The 18928-nt window shown below is 49.9% G+C and carries 12 protein-coding genes; 1 reads left to right on the top strand and 11 read right to left on the bottom strand.

From position 1 onward, the window contains the following. Window positions 1-96: 96 nt before the first annotated feature. The 6 genes from PKI34_10195 to PKI34_10170 all read right to left on the bottom strand — a co-directional run bounded on the left by PKI34_10195 (window position 97) and on the right by PKI34_10170 (window position 9423). Window positions 97-1752 (bottom strand): AMP-binding protein, encoded by a 1656-nt coding sequence (locus PKI34_10195; protein ID HNS18178.1) that lies wholly within the window; start codon window positions 1750-1752, stop codon window positions 97-99. 85 nt (window positions 1753-1837) lie between these two features. Then, the gene (locus tag PKI34_10190; GenBank protein ID HNS18177.1) at window positions 1838-4957 is read right to left on the bottom strand and encodes a glycoside hydrolase family 2 TIM barrel-domain containing protein; all 3120 of its coding nucleotides are present in this window, start codon (window positions 4955-4957) and stop codon (window positions 1838-1840) included. A 15-nt stretch (window positions 4958-4972) separates the two neighbouring features. Continuing rightward, complete coding sequence (locus tag PKI34_10185) at window positions 4973-5710, bottom strand: outer membrane lipoprotein-sorting protein (GenBank protein HNS18176.1); 738 nt, start codon at window positions 5708-5710, stop codon at window positions 4973-4975. Beyond that, entirely contained in the window at window positions 5694-7973 is a 2280-nt protein-coding gene (locus tag PKI34_10180; GenBank protein HNS18175.1) for an efflux RND transporter permease subunit, read from the bottom strand. Before PKI34_10180 ends, PKI34_10185 begins: the two co-directional genes overlap by 17 nt. Before the next feature lie 244 nt (window positions 7974-8217). Beyond that, window positions 8218-8619, bottom strand: a complete 402-nt coding sequence (locus PKI34_10175; GenBank protein HNS18174.1) for a hypothetical protein — start codon at window positions 8617-8619, stop codon at window positions 8218-8220. A 63-nt stretch (window positions 8620-8682) separates the two neighbouring features. Beyond that, entirely contained in the window at window positions 8683-9423 is a 741-nt protein-coding gene (locus PKI34_10170) for a copper homeostasis protein CutC (GenBank protein HNS18173.1), read from the bottom strand. A 146-nt stretch (window positions 9424-9569) separates the two neighbouring features. Between PKI34_10170 and PKI34_10165 the strand changes: the two genes are divergently transcribed. Beyond that, entirely contained in the window at window positions 9570-11060 is a 1491-nt protein-coding gene (locus PKI34_10165) for a DUF5723 family protein (protein HNS18172.1), read from the top strand. Between the two features lie 18 nt (window positions 11061-11078). On the opposite strand, the gene typA is transcribed toward PKI34_10165, so the two are convergent. The 5 genes from typA to PKI34_10140 all read right to left on the bottom strand — a co-directional run bounded on the left by typA (window position 11079) and on the right by PKI34_10140 (window position 18816). After that, entirely contained in the window at window positions 11079-12887 is a 1809-nt protein-coding gene (typA, locus tag PKI34_10160; protein ID HNS18171.1) for a translational GTPase TypA, read from the bottom strand. Between the two features lie 5 nt (window positions 12888-12892). Next, window positions 12893-14236 (bottom strand): S28 family serine protease, encoded by a 1344-nt coding sequence (locus PKI34_10155; protein HNS18170.1) that lies wholly within the window; start codon window positions 14234-14236, stop codon window positions 12893-12895. Between the two features lie 125 nt (window positions 14237-14361). Further along, window positions 14362-15396, bottom strand: a complete 1035-nt coding sequence (locus PKI34_10150; GenBank protein ID HNS18169.1) for a proline racemase family protein — start codon at window positions 15394-15396, stop codon at window positions 14362-14364. A gap of 84 nt (window positions 15397-15480) precedes the next feature. Continuing rightward, a complete protein-coding gene (locus tag PKI34_10145) occupies window positions 15481-16377 on the bottom strand; it encodes a DMT family transporter (protein ID HNS18168.1) in 897 nt (298 codons plus the stop codon). Between the two features lie 75 nt (window positions 16378-16452). Continuing rightward, window positions 16453-18816 carry a glycyl radical protein gene (locus PKI34_10140; GenBank protein HNS18167.1) on the bottom strand — a complete coding sequence of 788 codons (2364 nt, stop codon included), beginning with the start codon at window positions 18814-18816 and terminating at the stop codon, window positions 16453-16455. Window positions 18817-18928: the final 112 nt, after the last annotated feature.

Raw genomic sequence — 18928 nt, 5'->3', positions numbered from 1 at the left:
TTTCCTGAAGTTACAGAACACAGATTACGTGGGCGACGCGGATGATTACGGACTTATTCGGTGAGATTCCGTGGCATCCGCGTAATCCGTGTTCTATCAGGTAGTCATTTCAATGTACAGAAACCGCTTGATTTTTTGCGAGGCTGTCTTCTGAAAAGGTTGAGGGTAAGAAACGACCGACTGTACACGGGAAAATTTATTAACCCGTGCGTTTACATAAGCGTGGAGCTCTTTGCTGAGTTCTTCTTTTCTCTTTTCAACATAATTTCTGACTTCTTCCTTCAAATACTGGTATTTTTTCTCCAGCTCCTCCTGGTTGAAATGGACAAGGGCAACCAGCTTCCCTTTATTCTCCACCACCAGTGATTCAACAACAAAATGAAAATTATTGATCACCGATTCGATCTCCTCCGGATAAATATTTTCGCCTCCAGGCATTACGATCACATTTTTTGACCGGCCTTTAATGTACAGAAAACCATCTTTATCAAACGTTCCCAGGTCTCCGGTCCTGAACCAGCCGTCGGAGGTGATGACCTGACGTGTCAGTTCAGGTTCTTTATAATAGCCCGTCATTACATTGGGTCCCCTTGCCCATATTTCACCTTTTCCGGTATGCGGATCAGGGTCATGGATTGTGAGTTCCACTCCTTCGATGGCCGGGCCGGTCGATTCCAGACGGACATTCCCCGGATTGACTCCTGCCAGCAGGGGTGACGTCTCTGTCAGGCCATATCCGATCGCATAGGGAAACCTGGCTTCAATCAGGAACTTCTCAACAACCGGATCCAGTTTGGCCCCCCCGATACCATAAAATTTCAGGTGGCCACCAAAGGTCTTTTTCAGCTTCTTCCCAGCCAACAAGTTCAATTTTTTTCGAAAGAATGGGATCCCATAAATGGCCTTCATCAACTTTTTTGAGGTGAAAGTGGTAAGGATCCGGTTACGGTAAATTTTCTCGATGATCAGAGGAACCGTGAGCATCATGGTAGGCTTTACCTGCTGAAGGGCAGGAAGCAGTATGGAGGGTGAGGGAGGCTTGTCGAGATAATAAACGCATGCTCCGCATATCATTGGCAATATGAACCCAATCGTATTTTCGTAGGTATGTGAAAGTGGCAGCACGGAAAGAAAACGGTCGCCCTCGTCCACATATTGAACCACCCTGCTTTTTTGGGCAGTAAAACAAATATTCCGGTGAGTCAGCATCACGCCCTTTGACCTGCCGGTTGTTCCCGACGTATAGATCAGTGCGGCCAGATCGTCCTCTTTTACCGGGTAGTCTCTGGAAGGCCTGGCTGAAGGATCATAGCGAACAAAGCTGTTGCAGGACGGGCAGATGGTGAAATCTTCCAGGCAGCTCTGCATTTCAAGAGATGGAGCATTGATCCCCTCAAGTTTGGCCAGCAGGCCGTGGGATGCAAAAATTGCTTTGGTACCTGAATGCTTCAGGATATTTTCGATCTCGCCGGGGTGGAAATCAGGCAGCAGGGGCACCGCCACTGCTCCCATAAACGTGATGGCAAGGTAGAGCGCCCCCCAGTTTGGCATGTTGGTGCTCAGAATGGCAACCTTGTCCCCGGGATGAATCTGAAGTTTTTCAAGAAATGCGATCAGAGCCTGAATCTGTTCGTTGAGTTCAGTGTAGGTGATGGGTTTTTCTCCTGCAAATGCCAGCGCATTTTTATCAGGATGCTGTCTGACCGTTTCCGCAAAGAGTGAAGGGAAGGTCAAGGTTTGCTGCTTTTCCATGAAGGGTGATTACGGGACGACAAAGATAAAGAAGAACAGAATCGTCTTGATCGTTCAATTAAAATATTTACGTAAAAATATATGATCAATGAATCGGTGTCATCCGGAAAGTGTATGCATATTTCCCTGCAGGTATCTGATACTGAGTATGTGGCCTTGCTCCCCAGCTGTCATCACCACCGACGCCCATCTGTTTGTGATCGATCATCACCTCATAAAAATCTGCAGGTAGCAAGTCGCAGGTATGCCTGTAATTTTTCTTTGTACCCTGGTCGAGGTTTTCAATGGTATAAGGCAGCGCTGAAAAACCAAACAGGGGTATCCCTGTGATCCTGAGTCCAATACCCTGGTGATCGGTCAGTGTCAGCCAGCGCGTATCGGTCCTGTAACCATTTTCCTGAGGGCGTATGTAGGGAAAATACTGCTCCTCGGGAGTGCTTTTATAGATTCCTACGAATGACGAAGTATTCCGGTCGCAATAATTTTCGTGGGGACCTCTGCCATACCATTCAAGGTTTCCGAGAGCTTGATTCACTTTCATCTTCATCCCGAATCTTGGCATTTCAGGAAGAGGTGCGGCTGCAGGATCGATTTCACTTTTTAATTCGATGTCTCCGGAAGCGTAAACCGTGTACGTCACCCGCTGATGAATTTCACTTCCGGTGAATGCATAGGCAACGTTGACCTCCACCACCTTTTCGCTAATCTGTCTTACCTCAAATCCTTCGACCGTGCGCGTACTGCTGGCCTGTTTCCAGATGGCACACCGTCTTTCCATACCGTTGCCGAAGTCATTATCCGTTGGTGCACGCCAGTAATTGGGAAGGGGGCCCTCTTTGATCAGTTCCTGTTCAAGAAACATCCAGGAACCAATCGTACCTGTTTTCCTGTCAAAGATGATCCTGAATTCATTACCACGAACAACGGGATCATCCTGCTGGTAATCGAGATGGAGGCGGAGCCCTTCACCGGCTTTGACCGGGGGGATCATCCGTTCGCCGGGAAATGCCAGCTGCTCCGAGGCCACGACATAGCCTGCAGGCCTGAAAGGCTGGTCTTCCCGAATCCTGACGCTGAAATCCAGAAAGCATTCCCTGCCGGGGCCCTGAAAACCTTCAGGAGGGGAAATCTGAAATTCCTTTTCGCTGCGCGCAGGTACATCAGGTCGTTCGATCCTGCCTCCCGCCTCCCGCCTCCCGTTTACCAGCAGGGAATATTCAAGGTCAACATAATCCAGATCAATAAAATCATGCCTGTTGATCACCTTGAAAACACCTTTGGTGATGTCAACCGGTTTGATTTGAATATACTGGTACACCTTTTTCACCTCAGTTAGTGCAGGATGGGGTGTCCTGTCGGCCGATACCAGCCCGTTGCAGCAAAAATTCCCGTCACTTGGAGTTCCCGGAGGGCCAAAGTCACCGCCATAGGCATAATAGGGATTCCCATTCTTATCCTTCACCAGAAATCCCTGGTCGACCCAATCCCAGATGGACCCTCCCTGCAGTTGTGGGTATTTCTCGATCACATCCCAGTAGTCCTGCAGATTCCCTGTGCTGTTTCCCATTGAATGGGCATATTCGCAAAGGATCAGCGGGCGTGGCATGCGGTGCGACACATACATTTTGAGGCTCCAGGTATTGTCGTACATCGGACAGAAAATATCCGTATTCATACCGTATTCAGCACGTTCGTAATGAACGGGACGGGATGCATCGCGATTCCTGATCCATTGATAGCAGGTATCAAAGTTCACTCCGTCGCCTGCTTCATTTCCCATCGACCAGATAATGACCGAGGGGTGGTTCTTGTCACGTTCCACCATGCCCCGAACGCGTTCCAGATGAGCCTTCATAAAGAGGGGATTGTTACCCAGCGTGCGGTCGGGCATGTATCCCATACCGTGGGATTCGATATTCGCTTCATCGATCACATAAAGGCCGTACTGATCGCATAGGTCGTACCAGGCAGGATCATTCGGGTAATGAGAGGTGCGTACCGTATTGATATTGTTCTGCTTCATCAGCTCAATATCCTTCAGCATCGATTCAAGTGAGATCACATGAGCCGTCACCGGATCATGCTCATGACGATTTACCCCCTTGATCAGGATGGGCACTCCGTTTATCAGCAACTGTCCGTTTTTGATTTCCGATGTCCTGAATCCGAAGTTGCTGCTGAAGCGTTCCAATACGTTCCCCTGCAGATCGGACAGCGCAAGGACAAGGGTGTACAGGTTCGGCGTTTCTGACGACCATTTCCTGATCCCGGGGATGATCTCCTCAAAATGAACATCATAATCATCCTGATCGTCTATCAGATTGATTTTTTCATCAAACACGGCCAGCGGAATTTCCTTATTTAACTCATATATCCTGACATTCAATGACAATGAATGACTATCAATGACCTTGTATCTCTTTATCTTCACATCCAGAGAAAAATCCCCATCCATGTAATCTTCGGTCAGTGCGGCATGAATAAAATAATCATAGATGTGAACATTGGGTACGGAATACAGGATCACATCCCTTTCGATCCCGCTGATGCGCCAGAAGTCCTGACACTCGAGATAGGATCCGGTTGACCACCGGTAAACCTCCAAAGCAAGAAGATTTTCACCCTGCCTGATATACGGAGTGATGTTAAACTCGGCTGGTAATTTGCTGTCCTCACTGTATCCAACTTTTTTGCCGTTGACCCAAACATAGAACGCTGATTTCACGGCACCAAAATGCAGGATGATCTGGCGGTCCATCCAGGTGGCTGGCACCGAAAAGAAAGTCCTGTAGGATCCCACCGGGTTATCATCGCGGGGAACGGAAGGAGGCTGTGGATCCGTAGTCCATTCGTAAGGTATGTTCACATAGATCGGGACGCCGTAACCATTGAATTCCCAGTTGCCCGGCACCGGAATGGTCTTCCACCTGCTGTCATCGAAATCAGGCCGATAAAAGTCCAGGGGCCGGTCGGCAGGTCTTTCAACCCAGTTGAACTTCCAGTCACCATTAAGCAATTGATGCCAGGCAGAAAAAATATCCTGGTTAAGGCTTGCCGACGATGGGTTCACGTGAGGCATCCGTGTGCAATGGGGTTCCTCTTTGTTGATCCCGACCACAAAAGGATCTTCCCATTCACTGAGAACGCCCTGGGCTAAACAGATTGCCGACAGCAGGCTGCCGATGGCCACTAAAAAGAATCGCATGGATTTATAGTTGAATTACTGCTTCAGCTTTTCCACTGTGAACAGATCATCCGTTAAACCTTGGTCGAACTTCACATCGGTCATGATGGTCCGTGTCGAATGTCCCTTCCTGAGATCGGTCATGGTCACCTCTTTGGCATTCCAGTAGGATCCGATCTTCTCATAGACATACGTAGCTTCCTTGATTTTTTTCTTCTGCTTATCAAAATATTCCAGAAGGACCGGGTACGAATTGGCCTTGTGAATGTGAGCTATTACTTTGGAATATTCTGATTGTGCTGATTTCGGGATCAGTTCAAGCACATACTCGGTTTCCCTGGTTTCAAGCATTTTGGGGATGAACCGGTCGGAGTAGGTCCGGGGTTCCATATCCTCATAGGAGAAATCAGTACCCGTAAATGCCTGGCTTCTGGTCAGAAGGTCAATTTTTTTGGGTTTCCCAAACGCAGGCATGTACAGCCAGGTTTCCTCTCCGGGTAAGGAAAGGGTAGCAATCCCAACCTGGGATTCAGGCTTGGTGTAGCGATAGAGCTTTTTATCGATTCCCTTCTGCATCATGAGGGCTTCACGAACTTTCTCATTGCCCGATTTATCCGACAGGATCATCTTCACATTTCCCTGTTTGTCTTTTGGGGCAAAGATCACTTTATCCACTTTCCATAGAATGGAAACGGCGTCCTGGGAGTATGCTCTTACGGCGCATACGGTCATTATGACCACGAAGAGCAGGATTGTTCTATTGATTACGTTCATTTAATTTATTTTTAATGGATGCTTCTTTTTTTCGGTTGACAAGAATGAGGATGACCGGTAACAGGGTCATGGCTCCCTGACTTGAACCCAGCATACTGATGGCCATCAGCAGTCCGAAATACTGAAGTGGAACAAATTCAGAAAATATCAGGACAAGGAATCCGGCTGCAACCGACATCACGTTGATAAGGATGGCCTTACCACTCACCATGATGGTGTTGTCCAGTGCCTGACGGATATCATGATGTTGCTTTAACTCAGCGTTGAAATAAGAGATCACATGGATGGAATAATCGATCCCGATCCCCAGAGCCACACTGGCCACCAGGACCGTGGCGATGTTCATGGGGATCCCTGCAATGCCCATGATGCCGAACAGGAGCAGGATGGTGGCCATGATCGGAATGCTGGCAAAGAGCCCGTTCAGAAATGACTTCAGGATGAGGCTCAATATGATGATCACGAAAATGATGGCCACGGTCACGCTACGGAACTGGCTTCTGATCAGGCTTTTGTCAAGCATTACATCCACGAAGGGCATCCCGGTGACCTGGATTTTGCAGTCCGGAGTTTCGTTGGCCTTAATGAACGATTCCATTTTATCTCCGAACGCTTTCTTTTCCTTGATATCCGAAGCCGTGAACTTGGAAATGATGATCCCCCTGGTCAGGTCATCCGTCACAAATTGCCGGATAAGCTCATTGCCTTCAAGCAGGAACCAGAGTTGTTCAATCTGGGCCTGATCATCCGGTATGGACCGGTCATTTCCCATGGCAAAGCTCAGTTGAGCGATCAGATCGGCAATGGACTGGGTTGAGGTCACGTAGGGGCTCTCTTTCATGAATTCCTCCGTCCTGATCATGGTCTTCAGGACTTCAGGATCCTGCATATTCCCTTCGAAGGCCACAAAGATCGGTTTGGATCCTCCGAATTTTTCAACCATGATCTCTTCAGCCAAACGTGCCGGATTTTTCTTTTGGAAATAATCCTTTATATCGACGCTCCTTTGGATGAAAAAGGTTCCCAGTAAACTGATCAGCAACAGAATACCCCAGGATGCAAGGATGTATTTGGGATGCTTGAACAACAAACGGTGCAGGGGAGCCAGGTAATTATCGGAAAGATAAGACTTCTTTATCCTGTCATCCAGGGTAAAGGTGGTCTTCATGGAATTGGGCAGCATGGAAACGATGGCCGGGACAAAGAATATGGAAAGCAGAAATGCGAAGAACGTTCCCAGGGCCGTAAAGATGCCAAAATCCCTGATCATATGGAGGTAAGAGCCAATCAAGAACGACAGGAATCCGATCTCGGTGGTCAGGGCAGCCAGAAAGACAGGCACGATGATGTATTTCAGTGCACGCAGGGTCGCCTTTTTCCAGTTTTTTTCCCTTACCTGATTGATCTTATTGACAACATGGATGGTATAGGCCGTGCCCACGGCGAGTAAGATGATGGGAATGTCGCTGGAGATCATCGACATCTCAAATCCTCCAAGCGCCATGATCCCCATCGTCCAGACAATGGCAATGATGGTGGTAAGCAGGGGCAGGATCACGCCCCTGGCTGACCGGAATCCCAGGAACAGGATCAGGACAATGAGGGCAAAGGCTATTGGGATCAGTCGTTTCAGGTCAGCGATCATGATATCGGAGATATAGGTCACCATCATGGGCGACCCGCCGAAATAGATCTTTTCGGGAAAATTCAGCGCTTTTGTTTTTTGTTTGATCTCCCTGGCAACGGTTTTCGTATCGGAGTCCTTTGCCAGGGTAAAGATGATCACCGTGCTGCTCCCGTCCTCGGAGATGATGTTGCCGGTATAGGTTCCCTTTTCATAGACCCTGCTTTTCAGATCGGCCAGTTCGGATGGAGTATCAGGCAGATCGTATTCATCCATCAGCTTGCCAATCTGGATGCCCTCCCCGTCACCGCGGATTTCTGTAACATTGGTCAGGCTCATGACGGAAGCAACCCCCGGCGTCAGGGTAAGCGTGTCGGTTAGGGTTCTGACGTGCTCCAGGACTTCTTTGGTGAAAATATCCTCTGTTTCAATGATGACCATCCCCATATTGTTCACCGTGAATTCCTCACTGATCTGTTTGATAAGAGCGGCATCCGGGTCAGTGTCGGGAAGCGAACTGATCACATCCGGATTCAGGCGGAGATTTTTGATCTGGAAACCAAGGAAGAGCGTCAGGATAACAACGGTACCGATGGTCAGCCATCTGTACTTGATAATGTTCCGGGCCAATTTGTCCATCAGGTCGCTTGATTCAGAAAAAGATAAAAAAGGTTGGCAAAATTACACTATCTTTTTTATCTTTCAGGGTAATTTTAATTAATCTCTGTTAAATCAACCATCTGCAAGGTGAAGGCGTAGCCTCCTGCCAATTTGATGCCATCCTGTGAAGAGAAAGGTCAAAAAATCCAATAAAGTTCTGCTGACGGTCATTTACCAGTGAACCGGAAAAGGGAAAATCAAGGAAATGTACGCAGTAACGGGCTCAGTATCTGGGTTTTCCCCCCCAGAAATTCTGATAGGTGTCTGCATCTTCCCCAAATGCCTCAACGGATCCCCCGGAGATTTTATACGTACATTGTTCTCCGTATATTTCGGAAAAATAGATTGAGCACTCCACACCGTCTTCATCGATCATCAGGATCCTGACCAGTGAATCACTGACAGACTGATCGGTCAGGTTTGAGTGACAAAGAGGGCAAAGAATGTCCAGGTGTTCTCCTTTGGTCAGCTTAAATGACTTGTGTTTGATGATATCATAGGCACCCAGTTTGGGGTTGAAAAGAACGATACCCCGTGTTCCGTCTTTTTTCCTGGCAGATAAAATGATCTTGGTGTTTGGTTTGAGATACCCCCTGCAATAAGGACAAATGAATTCAGGTTTCATGATGTACATTAGTTTACTGCAAAGATAAGGATTAATTGGTGGAGAATATGATCCCGGGAGGATTTATGGATGACCTGACAGTATTCTCTTCATCCGGGCAATCCTGGAGGGCGCGGCAATATCGAACGAATGGACGGAAATTCCCGGATCCCCCAGAAAGACACCCTCCCGCTGAAACAGCATACCGCTTTTTCTTCTGGTACGCAGGGAAGCATGAAACTCCGCAGCCTGCGTGAGCCGGCAAAGCTCCAGGATATTGCTTTCATTGATCCCTGCACCCGCCATGATACTGATCCGGTCACCTGCCTGTTTTACAAGCGATGCAATGACTGCACTTCCTTCAAGGGCGGACGGCGCCTGGCCCGACGTAAGGATCCGGTCAGCTCCCGCATCAATAACATCTTCCAGCGCTGCGAAAGGATCAGGGGTCATGTCAAAAGCCCGGTGAAAGGTGACCTGTAACGGACGGCTGAGAGCGACCAGTTCGGCCGTCCTTTTACGGTCCACCGTTCCGTCGGGATTCAGCAGGCCAAATACCACCCCATCCACTCCCAATTCCTTGGCCGACTGGATATCGCTCTGCATGATCTCCACTTCCATGTCCGAGTAATGGAAATCCCCTCCTCTTGGCCGGATCATCACAAAAAGACCAACATGCAGCAGCTCTCTTGCTTTTGCAATGCTTCCCGCACCCGGTGTGGTACCTCCCTCATGGAAGTTATCGCACAATTCGATCCTGTCGGCTTCCCCTTCCTGGGCAAGCAACGCTGATGTTACAGAATTGACGGTTATTTCCAGTATCATTGAACATTTTATTGTGTACGCCGGATAAAAATAGTCAGAAATACCGAAGCGTCCATCAGGAATTCGATATTTCTGTCAATAACCTTCGTATTCCCGCGTTAATAAAACCAAAGGACTCCTTTGGTTTCTGATCAAATACCGGTAGTGTGAGAGCTTTATTTACCCTGATCGTGTTCTTAAGTGCTGTGTTGGTGACATCCGCCCAGGAGATGTGGGGCGTAGTCAACGGAAATTATGCAGGCGCACTGAGTGCTCAGATCAACCCAGGTTCCATGGTTGGCTCGAAACTTTTCCAGGATATCCAGGTAGGCTCGGTGGATCTTTTCCTCCAGAACAATTATCTTTTCATTCCGAAAGAAGATTACCGGTTTCTTAATTACCTGAGTTCAAATTCCGACCTGCCCACCTACGGTGAGGATGAGATGCTGTTTGACCGGAGACCGGACTGGGACCATAAACGGAAACAGATCGATCAGTCCTTCAGAATGAACGGGCCCTCCGTCATGCTGGCACAGGACCATCAGGCATTTTCTTTATATAGCTCTGCCAGATCGATGACCTCAGCGTGGCGATTACCTTACCACCTGGCTAATTTCATCTATGAAAACCTCTGGTATTCTCCCCAGCATGATATTGAATATAGCGGTAAAAATTTCAGCACGGTTCAGCTGACCTGGGCAGAGCTGGGAATAGGTTATGCCAGGATTCTGAATGAAAATTCATTGAACCGCTGGACAGCAGGGATCACGGTAAGCCGGGTCATGGGATATGCAGGAGCCTATCTGTATGGGCACAGCATTGCGTATCTTGTCAGGGATGAAAGTGATACAGCCGATGTCAACCTGACGGCGAACATCCATAATTTCAATGGCAACATCGGATTCTCATTGCCAATTGACTATGATGACAATGATTTTTCAAGCCCCGGCGGATTATTCCGTGGCGGAGGTTTCTCAACAAGTCTGGGTGTTACGTACCTGAAACTGATTAAAAATCCCTCGAAACTCAGGTACAAACACAGGTGCGAACAGCCATACGAAGATTACCGTTACCGTATGGGCATTTCGCTACTTGACCTGGGATGGATCACCTTCAGGGAGAATGCCCAGGAGCATCTCTTTGAAGATGTCCATCATTACTGGGAATATATTAACAATACGGAGTTCCATAGCCTCAATTCCTTTATGCGCGAGCTCAGTGCACGATTTTATGACGGTGATTCAACGCGCTCGCTGGTTGACGACCGGATCACCGTCTTCCTTCCCACCGCCCTAAGCGCACAGCTGGATTACCATTTCAGAAAAAAGTGGTACGTTAATTCCACGGTCATCATCCCTGTCATGTACAGTATCGCGCAGGTGTACCGTCCACCTCAGGTGGTCGTGACCGGCAGGTATGAGACTGATGATCTGGAGATAAGCCTTCCTGTTTCGCTGTATTATTTCACCAGGCTCAGGTTAGGGCTATCCGCACGATTCAGGAGTTTCACCGTGGGGACGGATCATCTGGGCGGATTTTTTCATGTTTCCGATTTTACAGGAATAAACTTCTATTTTGTTATCAAGATCAGCTTCCCCAAGGAATCCTGCCCGGGTCTCATGAAAAAAAATCCGTGCGGTTCGCTGATGTTCGAATGAAAAAGAAGAGAGAATGTATCAGGGAACGGTTTTCCTGCTGCGTTTCCGTTCGGTCTCATCCAGGATGATCTTTCGAAGGCGTATGGATTTGGGAGTCACTTCGACATATTCGTCCTCATTGATGTATTCCATGGCTTCTTCGAGTGTGAATTTCGTTGCAGGAATGATGGCGGCCTTGTCATCGGCACCAGCTGCGCGCATGTTCGTCAGTTTCTTCGTTTTGACAACATTGACCACAATATCCTCGTACCTTGTATTTTCGCCGATCACCTGCCCTGCATAGACTTCATCGTTGGGTTCAATGAAGAACCGGCCCCTGTCCTGTAACTTGTCGATAGAGTAGGCGACGGCAGTACCTGTTTCCAGGGCGATCAGCGATCCGTTGCGGCGCGTCAGCAACTCACCTTTCCAGGGCTCGAAGGCCTTGAACCTGTGAGCGACCACGGCCTCTCCTTCCGTGGCGGTAAGCACAGGATTGGTCAGCCCGATCAGGCCCCGGGCGGGGATGGAAAATTCAAGCACCACGCGGTCCTTCCTCATTTCAATATGATCAATTTCTCCCTTTCTTCTGGTTACGATGTCAATCACTTTTCCGGAGAAGGATTCGGGTACCAGGACCGTCAGGTATTCGACGGGTTCATTCTTTACTCCCTTGATCTCCCGGATGACCACCTGGGGCTGCCCCAGCTGGAACTCATATCCCTCCCTGCGCATGGTTTCCACCAGGATCGACAAATGCAGAATTCCCCGCCCGTAGACGATCATTTTCTCAGGGGAATCCGTTTCCTCGACGCGTAAAGCAAGATTTTTCTCCGTCTCCCTGTAAAGGCGTTCGCGCAGATGGCGCGAGGTCACATATATGCCTTCCCGCCCGAAAAAAGGAGATGTATTGATCGTAAAGAGCATGCTCATGGTTGGCTCATCCACACTGATGCGAATAAGTGCTTCCGGATTTTCCAGATCAGCGATGGTATCACCGATATCGAAATTATCCAGGCCGAAAACCGCGCAGATCTCCCCTGCGCCCACTTCGTACTTGACCTTCTCCTTGCCCAGCCCTTCGAAAAGGTAGAGCTCCTTGATAATTGACTTATAGGCACTTCCGTCGTTTTTGACCAGGGAGACGGGCATCCCGGCCTTGATCACGCCGCGGGATATGCGGCCAACCGCAATGCGTCCCTGGTAAGAGGAATAATCCAGCGAACTGATCTGCATCTGCAATGTTCCCGCCACGTGTGCCGGTGCGGGGATGTGCTCCAGAATGACATCCAGCAAATAGCTGACATCCGTTGTGGGTTTTTTCCAGTCAGGCGACATCCAGCCCTGCTTTGAAGAACCATACACCGTGGGAAAATTTAGCTGGTCTTCCGTGGCATCCAGGCTATACATTAATTCAAAGATTGCCTCGTGCACTTCGTCGGGAGAACAATTCAGCTTGTCCACCTTGTTGATGACAACAACCGGCTTCAGTCCCAGCTGCAATGCTTTTTGTAAGACGAAACGGGTCTGCGGCATGGGCCCTTCAAAAGCATCCACTACCAACAGGACTCCATCCGCCATGTTCAGTACCCGTTCCACTTCTCCGCCAAAATCGGAATGTCCAGGTGTATCTATAATATTGATCTTCACCCCCTTATACCTAACAGAAACATTTTTCGCCAGGATGGTAATTCCCCGCTCCCGTTCCAGCTCGTTCGAATCCAGGATCAGTTCCCTGACTTCCTGGTTCTCCCGGAAAAGCTTCACCTGGTATAGGATTCGGTCCACCAGTGTGGTCTTCCCATGATCCACATGTGCAATGATCGCAATATTTCTAATCTCATACATATTCATTATTTCTCCTCTCTCCTCTCTCCTCTCTCCTCTCTCCTCTCAATTTCGACCCCCATCCACTTCTCCAGTAGCCCCAACGCCTTCTCCTGCAGATCTCCTGGCAGGTTCCCGATCCTCGACGAATGCGCTCCCTGAGGTTTGTATATGACCACCACTTCGTTCCCGCCCGATGGCTGCACAGCCGGTGCAGACCAGGGATCGTATTCCCCGTAAATGAACAACATCCGGCGGGCATCATGCCGCAGAAAATGATCCACCTTTTCCATGGGAACCGGATCATACACACATTCGGCACCTTCGGGGCAGGTAAACGTGAATGTGATATCCTCCGTGGAACTCACCAATCCCCTGAAGGGATCCACATCGTACCCGTAGAAGCCAATCTCGGTCATGGCCTGGTAATAAAAGGGAAGATACTTATCGATCCCCTCATCCGACAGCCAGTCAATTCCTGCAACAATATCCAGATGGTTGACCATCTCTTCCGGTGATCTTACAGGCACGGGGATGGAGTCGCAGGTCCACCGTCCCCATTGCCAGAAAGCAAAGGCATATTCCATAATGGTCATCTCATAAGATTTTTCAGCACCAACCCGCTGGTAGGTATATTTTTTATCGGACGCCATCTTCTCATAAACCGGGTAGTAGATATCTTTATTTTTCAGCATTTCGATCTGGTACTCATAAATCCGTTTGCGGCAATCATCGCTGCCCACCGCTTGCATGAAGTCATAAATGCGCGCATCCTGGATGGAGAAATTGAGCGGACAGACATAACCCACCGAAGCATCAACATCATCAGGGTAAAAGTACCGGTGATAAAGGGTCGTCTGCCCTCCCTTGCTGATGCCGGTATTCAACCAGCGGGCGTGATACAGCCCTTTGAAGAGCTCGACCACGCGGTGGTGGTCGGCCGCAGCCTGCTCAATGTCCAAATACTGCCAGTCAAGCGAATCCGGCGCCGATTCCCCGAAATAGCGGTGCTCTACCACGATCTGGTTGGCATCGAGGTACCCGGTTAGTTCGTTGATCGCCCTGGGGTAAATGGCATATCCGGCTCCGTATCCTTCAGTCACAAACACCACGGGTCGTGAAAAGTCGCGGTGAAATAGGAATACCCGCTGCGAAAACGTTGCCCCGTCAGGATTGTGATGATCGACGGGCTGAGTGAACCTCAGCACATACGCTTTGCCGAAGTGGGGGTGGTGCGCGATGGTGTCAAAGGTGACATCAGGACGGGTTTTCAGCCAGGATTCCAGCAGGGCGAGTTGAGGGTCAGGGTGCTGGCTGGAGGCTCCCAGACCTGGAAATAAAATGTATAAGAATAAAAACACTCTTTTCATGACCAACCATATTTAATTGAATATTCAACAGAGGAAGGGGATTTAAGAGACAAAGGAACAGAGGATTTTTGATTTCTGAATTACTTCTTAATTCGAAAATCATCATTCCTTTGTTTCTTAAATCCCTACCTGAATATAAACCCTTTCCCCAATGGATCCTCCGGATCAAAACAGAACGAATGCTGGCCCGTAAAATGCGCCGTTCCACTGACCTCCGGGATCACGGCCCGGTGAGGCCCAAAGGTTGTCACCTCTTTAATGCAGACATCCATCGTGGTGCCCAGGATGCTTTCGATCGTAATGACTTCGTCCGGTTTCAATCCATCTTTCTCAAAATGCAACGCGGCACGTGCACTCACACCTGAACCCGTCGCCGACCTGTCGAGCTCCCCGTCAGCAAAGATACAGACATTCCGGCTATAATGACCTGGTTGCTCAGCTGGGCCAGTGATAATTGTTCCGTATAAAAAGCTCAGGTCCTCCTCGAATGGATGAATGATCGGAAAATGATCCATGACAGCCCGTTTGATGCGCCTCCCGTAATCGATCAGCCTGTTGAATTCTGCAGGAAAAAGCTTCAGCCCGAGATCCTCCGCTTTCACAAACGCATAGAAAGCACCTCCAAACGCCACATCGAACCGTACCTGACCGATTCCGTCCACTGTCACCGTCTTATCTTTGATAAGCACAAACGAAGGAACGTTTCGGAAGGAAGTTTTCCTGACGGTACCGTTTTCGCTGTGACCTTTCGCATAGATCTTGCCTGGTGGAGCGTTGATGATGAGTTCAGGCTCATTTCCGTCCTTTTCAACCATGCCTTTGTCGAGCACCAGCTTGGTCAGCGCGATGATCGCGTGCCCGCACATGGTGCTGTAGCCTTCATTGTGGATGAAAAAGACACCGAAATCCGCGTCATCGGTAGTGGGCTCGGTCAGGATTGCCCCGTACATGTCGGCATGACCCCGTGGTTCCCACATCAGTCCTGTGCGGAGATGATCGAAATGATCGCGGAAGTACCGGCGCTTCTCAAGGATCGTATTTCCCGGTATATCAGGCAGCCCACCGGTGATGACCCGCAGCGGCTCGCCACCGGTGTGCATATCGATGGTGGTGATCACCGGCCAGGAAGGAGGCGGAGGAAAAGCAAGGATTCGGTTCATAATGATATAGCGATGTAGGCGATGTAACGATATTCGATGTAGCGAAGTAAAAGTACATCGAATATCGATACGTCGTTACATCGGCTACTTCGCTACATTTCCCCGCTTCACCTGTGCCAGCACCATCCCTGCCAGCATCAGGGCGCAGCCAATCAAAGCACGTGTGGAAAGCACCTCATGCAGGATCAGCCAGCCGCCCAGCGCAGCGAATACGGCTTCCAGGCTCAAAATGATGGCCGCGTGAGCCGGCGGAGCCTTCTTCTGCCCCACGATCTGAAGCGTATAGGCGATCCCTACTGAAAAAATTCCGCCATAGAGCAGGGGCAACGTGGCGTCCTGGATCGCCCTCCAGAGGATCGTTTCAAAGAAAACGGCGATCAACAAACTGAGAACCGATGTGATAACATACTGGATCAGCGCCAGCTTCAAAGCATCCACCCGCGGAGAGAGATGACCGATGTACAGCACATGGAACGCCCACACGAAGGCACACCCCAGAACGTACAGATCACCTTTTGACATTTGAAAATTCCCGGTGACACTCAGCAGGTACATTCCGGCAGCAGCCATCACCGCTCCAATCCATACATACACGGCTGGCCGCTGCCGCAGGAACAATCCCAGTACGGGAACAAATACAACATACAGGCCTGTGATGAAACCCGCATTTCCCGCGGTGGTGTAGACCATCCCCGTTTGCTGAAGCGACGCGCCGGCAAAGACCATCAGCCCGGCTACGATCCCCCCCCGTGCCAGCATTCGCTTCCGATCATGAAGGAACTCCGGTCGGATGTCAATTTCCCTGTTCCTGCGGACCAGAATAAAGGTTCCCAGCACCAATGCTCCCAGTCCGAATCGGATACCGTTGAACAGGAAGGGACCCATGTACTCCATCCCCACCCGCTGGGCCGTAAAGGCAAAGCCCCAGATCAGGGCCGCCAGCAGCAGCAGGAGCTCGGATTTTACAATCGTCGTTTTCATACAGGTTCACCGTGGTAAGGATCTCAAGTACCCCACCCCTGCACGGGGGAGGGGTAACCTAATATTGCTAACGATTCAAAACTCTTTATGCTCCGTGCGCCGGATGATCTCATCCTGCAGATCCTTTCCCAGGTCGTTGAAGTAATCGCTGTAACCCGCCACCCGCACGATCAGGTCCTGGTACTTCTCGGGGAATTTCTGTGCATCCCGCAGGGTGTCGGCATTGACCACGTTGAACTGGATATGATGGCCGTCCATCCGGAAATAGCTGCGGATCAATTGTACGAGGCTTTCAATCCCCCGCTCACCCTCAAAAAGCTGGGGGTTGAATTTCTGATTCAACAACGTACCGCCTGTCTTGAGATGATCAATCTTTGCAGCGGACTTCAGTACAGATGTGGGTCCTTTTCTATCGGACCCCTGGAAAGGAGAGATCCCCTCCGAGAGGGGCATTCCTGCCTTTCTGCCGTCGGGAGTCGCACCGATGACGCTTCCAAAATACACATGGCTGGTGGTGGGCAGCATATTGATGCGAAACCTGCCTCCCCTGGCTGTCGGTCTTCCATCCACAGCCTGAAAGAACAGGTTGAAAATCCTGACAGCATGCTGATCGGCATAGTCATCATCATTCCCGTACTTGGGCGTATTATAGATCAGGTCGAACCGAAGGTCATCGTACCCTTCAAAATTAGATTGCAATGCTTTGAGCATCTCCGCCATGGTCAGCTTTTGTTGGTCGAAAACGTTATACCGCAGCGAGGTCAGGATGTCGGTAATGCTCCCGAGACCCACACCCTGGATATAGCTTGTGTTGTACCGCGCTCCTCCCCGGTTGTAATCCCTTGCATTGTCAATGCAGTCATCCACGAGCAGCGAAAGGAAGGGCACCGGAATGTAATCCCCGAATAACTTTTCGATTATATTATTCCCCTTGATCTTTATGTCAATAAAATGACGTAGCTGTTGCTCAAAGGCATCCATAATCTGATCGAAGGATGTAAACGTGCTCACTTCGCCCGTTTTCAGCCCGATTTGTTTTCCGGTACGGGGATCGAATCCGTTGTTAAGCGTGATCTCCAACACCTTGGTCAGGTTGAAATACCCTGTCAGCCAGTAGGCCTCTGTGCCGAAGGCACCGCTCTCGACGCATCCGCTGGCTCCTCCGTTGCGGGCATCTTCGATGGATTTCCCCTGCCGGACCAGCTCCTGGATGATCGAATCCGTATTGAAAATGGAAGGCTGCCCAAAGCCGGTCTTGAGAATCTTCGCCGCCCTTTTCAATAAGCTATCGGGATTCTGTTTGCTGACCTGAACCATCGAGCTTGGCTGCAGCAGGCGCATCTCTTCGATCACATCCAGGATCAGGTAGCTCATTTCGTTCACCGCGTCTTTTCCGTCAGGGGTCAGACCTCCCACATTGATCAGGGCAAAGTCGGTATAGGTATTGCTTTCCAGTGCCGTTACGCCGACCTTAGGCGGTGCAGGATGGTTGTTGAACTTCACCCAGAAAGATTGCAGTATCTCCACTGCTCTCTCCTTTGACAGGGTGCCGGCTTCCATCTCTTTTTTATAAAAGGGATAAAGATGCTGGTCTAACCGCCCGGGATTGAAGGAATCCCACGGATTGGTCTCCGTAATCACGCCCAGGTGAACGAACCAGTAATATTGCAATGCTTCGTGGAATGTGCGGGGAGCGTGTGCGGGAACGTGGCGGCATATGGCGGCCATCTCGGCCAGCTCCTTCTTCCTCCCGGGATTGATCTCCGCGGCTGCCAGCCTGTCGAGTTCCCGTGCATGTCGTTCAGCGAACAGGATCAGGGCATCGGCGGCAATATCCATTGCCCGGAGCTCTTCAAGCTTATCCAGGGCTTGCGGATCATTGTAAAAATCAAGCTTCTCCTTGTTTTGCCGGATCTGCTCCTTCATGTCCAGCATACCCATCCTGTAGATCTTGCCTCCCAGCACCGTATGCCCGGGAGCACGCTGTTCCTGAAATTCAGTGAACACACCTGCCTGGTAGCTGTCGATCCAGGCCGGATCCATTTCACGGAACAGCCGTTCGCGGTGGCTCTTCCCCTTCCAGAAAGGAATGATCACCTCTTCATAGGCTTTCCAGGTTGCTTCATCGACTTTGAAGGACACCTTGGGACGGTTGTTGAGAATATCCAGATCCTGCAGGGAATGCAGGCACACTTCGGGATAGGAGGGAGTTGCCTTGGGAGCGGGACCCCGTTCACCGACGATGAGCTCGCCCTCGTTGATGTAAATCGTTTTGTGCTCCAGAATGTATTTGAAGGTTAGCGCCCTTTTTACGGGAATGGATACTTCCTGCGCCCGGTCGCTTTTATAGAATTCGGTCACCAGAAGCGCCCTCTCCGCTGAGATGCGGTTGACGGCCCTGAGGCTTTGTTCGCGTAAATTCTTGATTCTGTTATTCATTGTCATTCATTGTTATTCATTGTCATTTGCTCGGCCCTTCGGGCCTCGCGTTATTCATTGTCATTCGTTGTCATTCGTTGTCATTCGTTGTCATTCGTTGTCATTCGTTGTC

The organism is Bacteroidales bacterium (assembly GCA_035342335.1).
Taxonomy (GTDB): domain Bacteria; phylum Bacteroidota; class Bacteroidia; order Bacteroidales; family JAGONC01; genus JAGONC01.
Note: the sequence above shows the minus strand (reverse complement) of the source record. Positions and strands in the feature narration are given on the sequence as shown.

Bases quoted from the DNA above. Each gene is read 5' to 3' on its own strand.
- PKI34_10195 (HNS18178.1), bottom strand. From the start codon at position 1,752: ATGGAAAAGCAGCAAACCTTGACCTTCCCTTCACTCTTTGCGGAAACG.
- PKI34_10190 (HNS18177.1), bottom strand. From the start codon at position 4,957: ATGCGATTCTTTTTAGTGGCCATCGGCAGCCTGCTGTCGGCAATCTGT.
- PKI34_10185 (HNS18176.1), bottom strand. From the start codon at position 5,710: ATGAACGTAATCAATAGAACAATCCTGCTCTTCGTGGTCATAATGACC.
- PKI34_10180 (HNS18175.1), bottom strand. From the start codon at position 7,973: ATGGACAAATTGGCCCGGAACATTATCAAGTACAGATGGCTGACCATC.
- PKI34_10175 (HNS18174.1), bottom strand. From the start codon at position 8,619: ATGAAACCTGAATTCATTTGTCCTTATTGCAGGGGGTATCTCAAACCA.
- PKI34_10170 (HNS18173.1), bottom strand. From the start codon at position 9,423: ATGATACTGGAAATAACCGTCAATTCTGTAACATCAGCGTTGCTTGCC.
- typA (HNS18171.1), bottom strand. From the start codon at position 12,887: ATGTATGAGATTAGAAATATTGCGATCATTGCACATGTGGATCATGGG.
- PKI34_10155 (HNS18170.1), bottom strand. From the start codon at position 14,236: ATGAAAAGAGTGTTTTTATTCTTATACATTTTATTTCCAGGTCTGGGA.
- PKI34_10150 (HNS18169.1), bottom strand. From the start codon at position 15,396: ATGAACCGAATCCTTGCTTTTCCTCCGCCTCCTTCCTGGCCGGTGATC.
- PKI34_10145 (HNS18168.1), bottom strand. From the start codon at position 16,377: ATGAAAACGACGATTGTAAAATCCGAGCTCCTGCTGCTGCTGGCGGCC.
- PKI34_10140 (HNS18167.1), bottom strand. From the start codon at position 18,816: ATGAATAACAGAATCAAGAATTTACGCGAACAAAGCCTCAGGGCCGTC.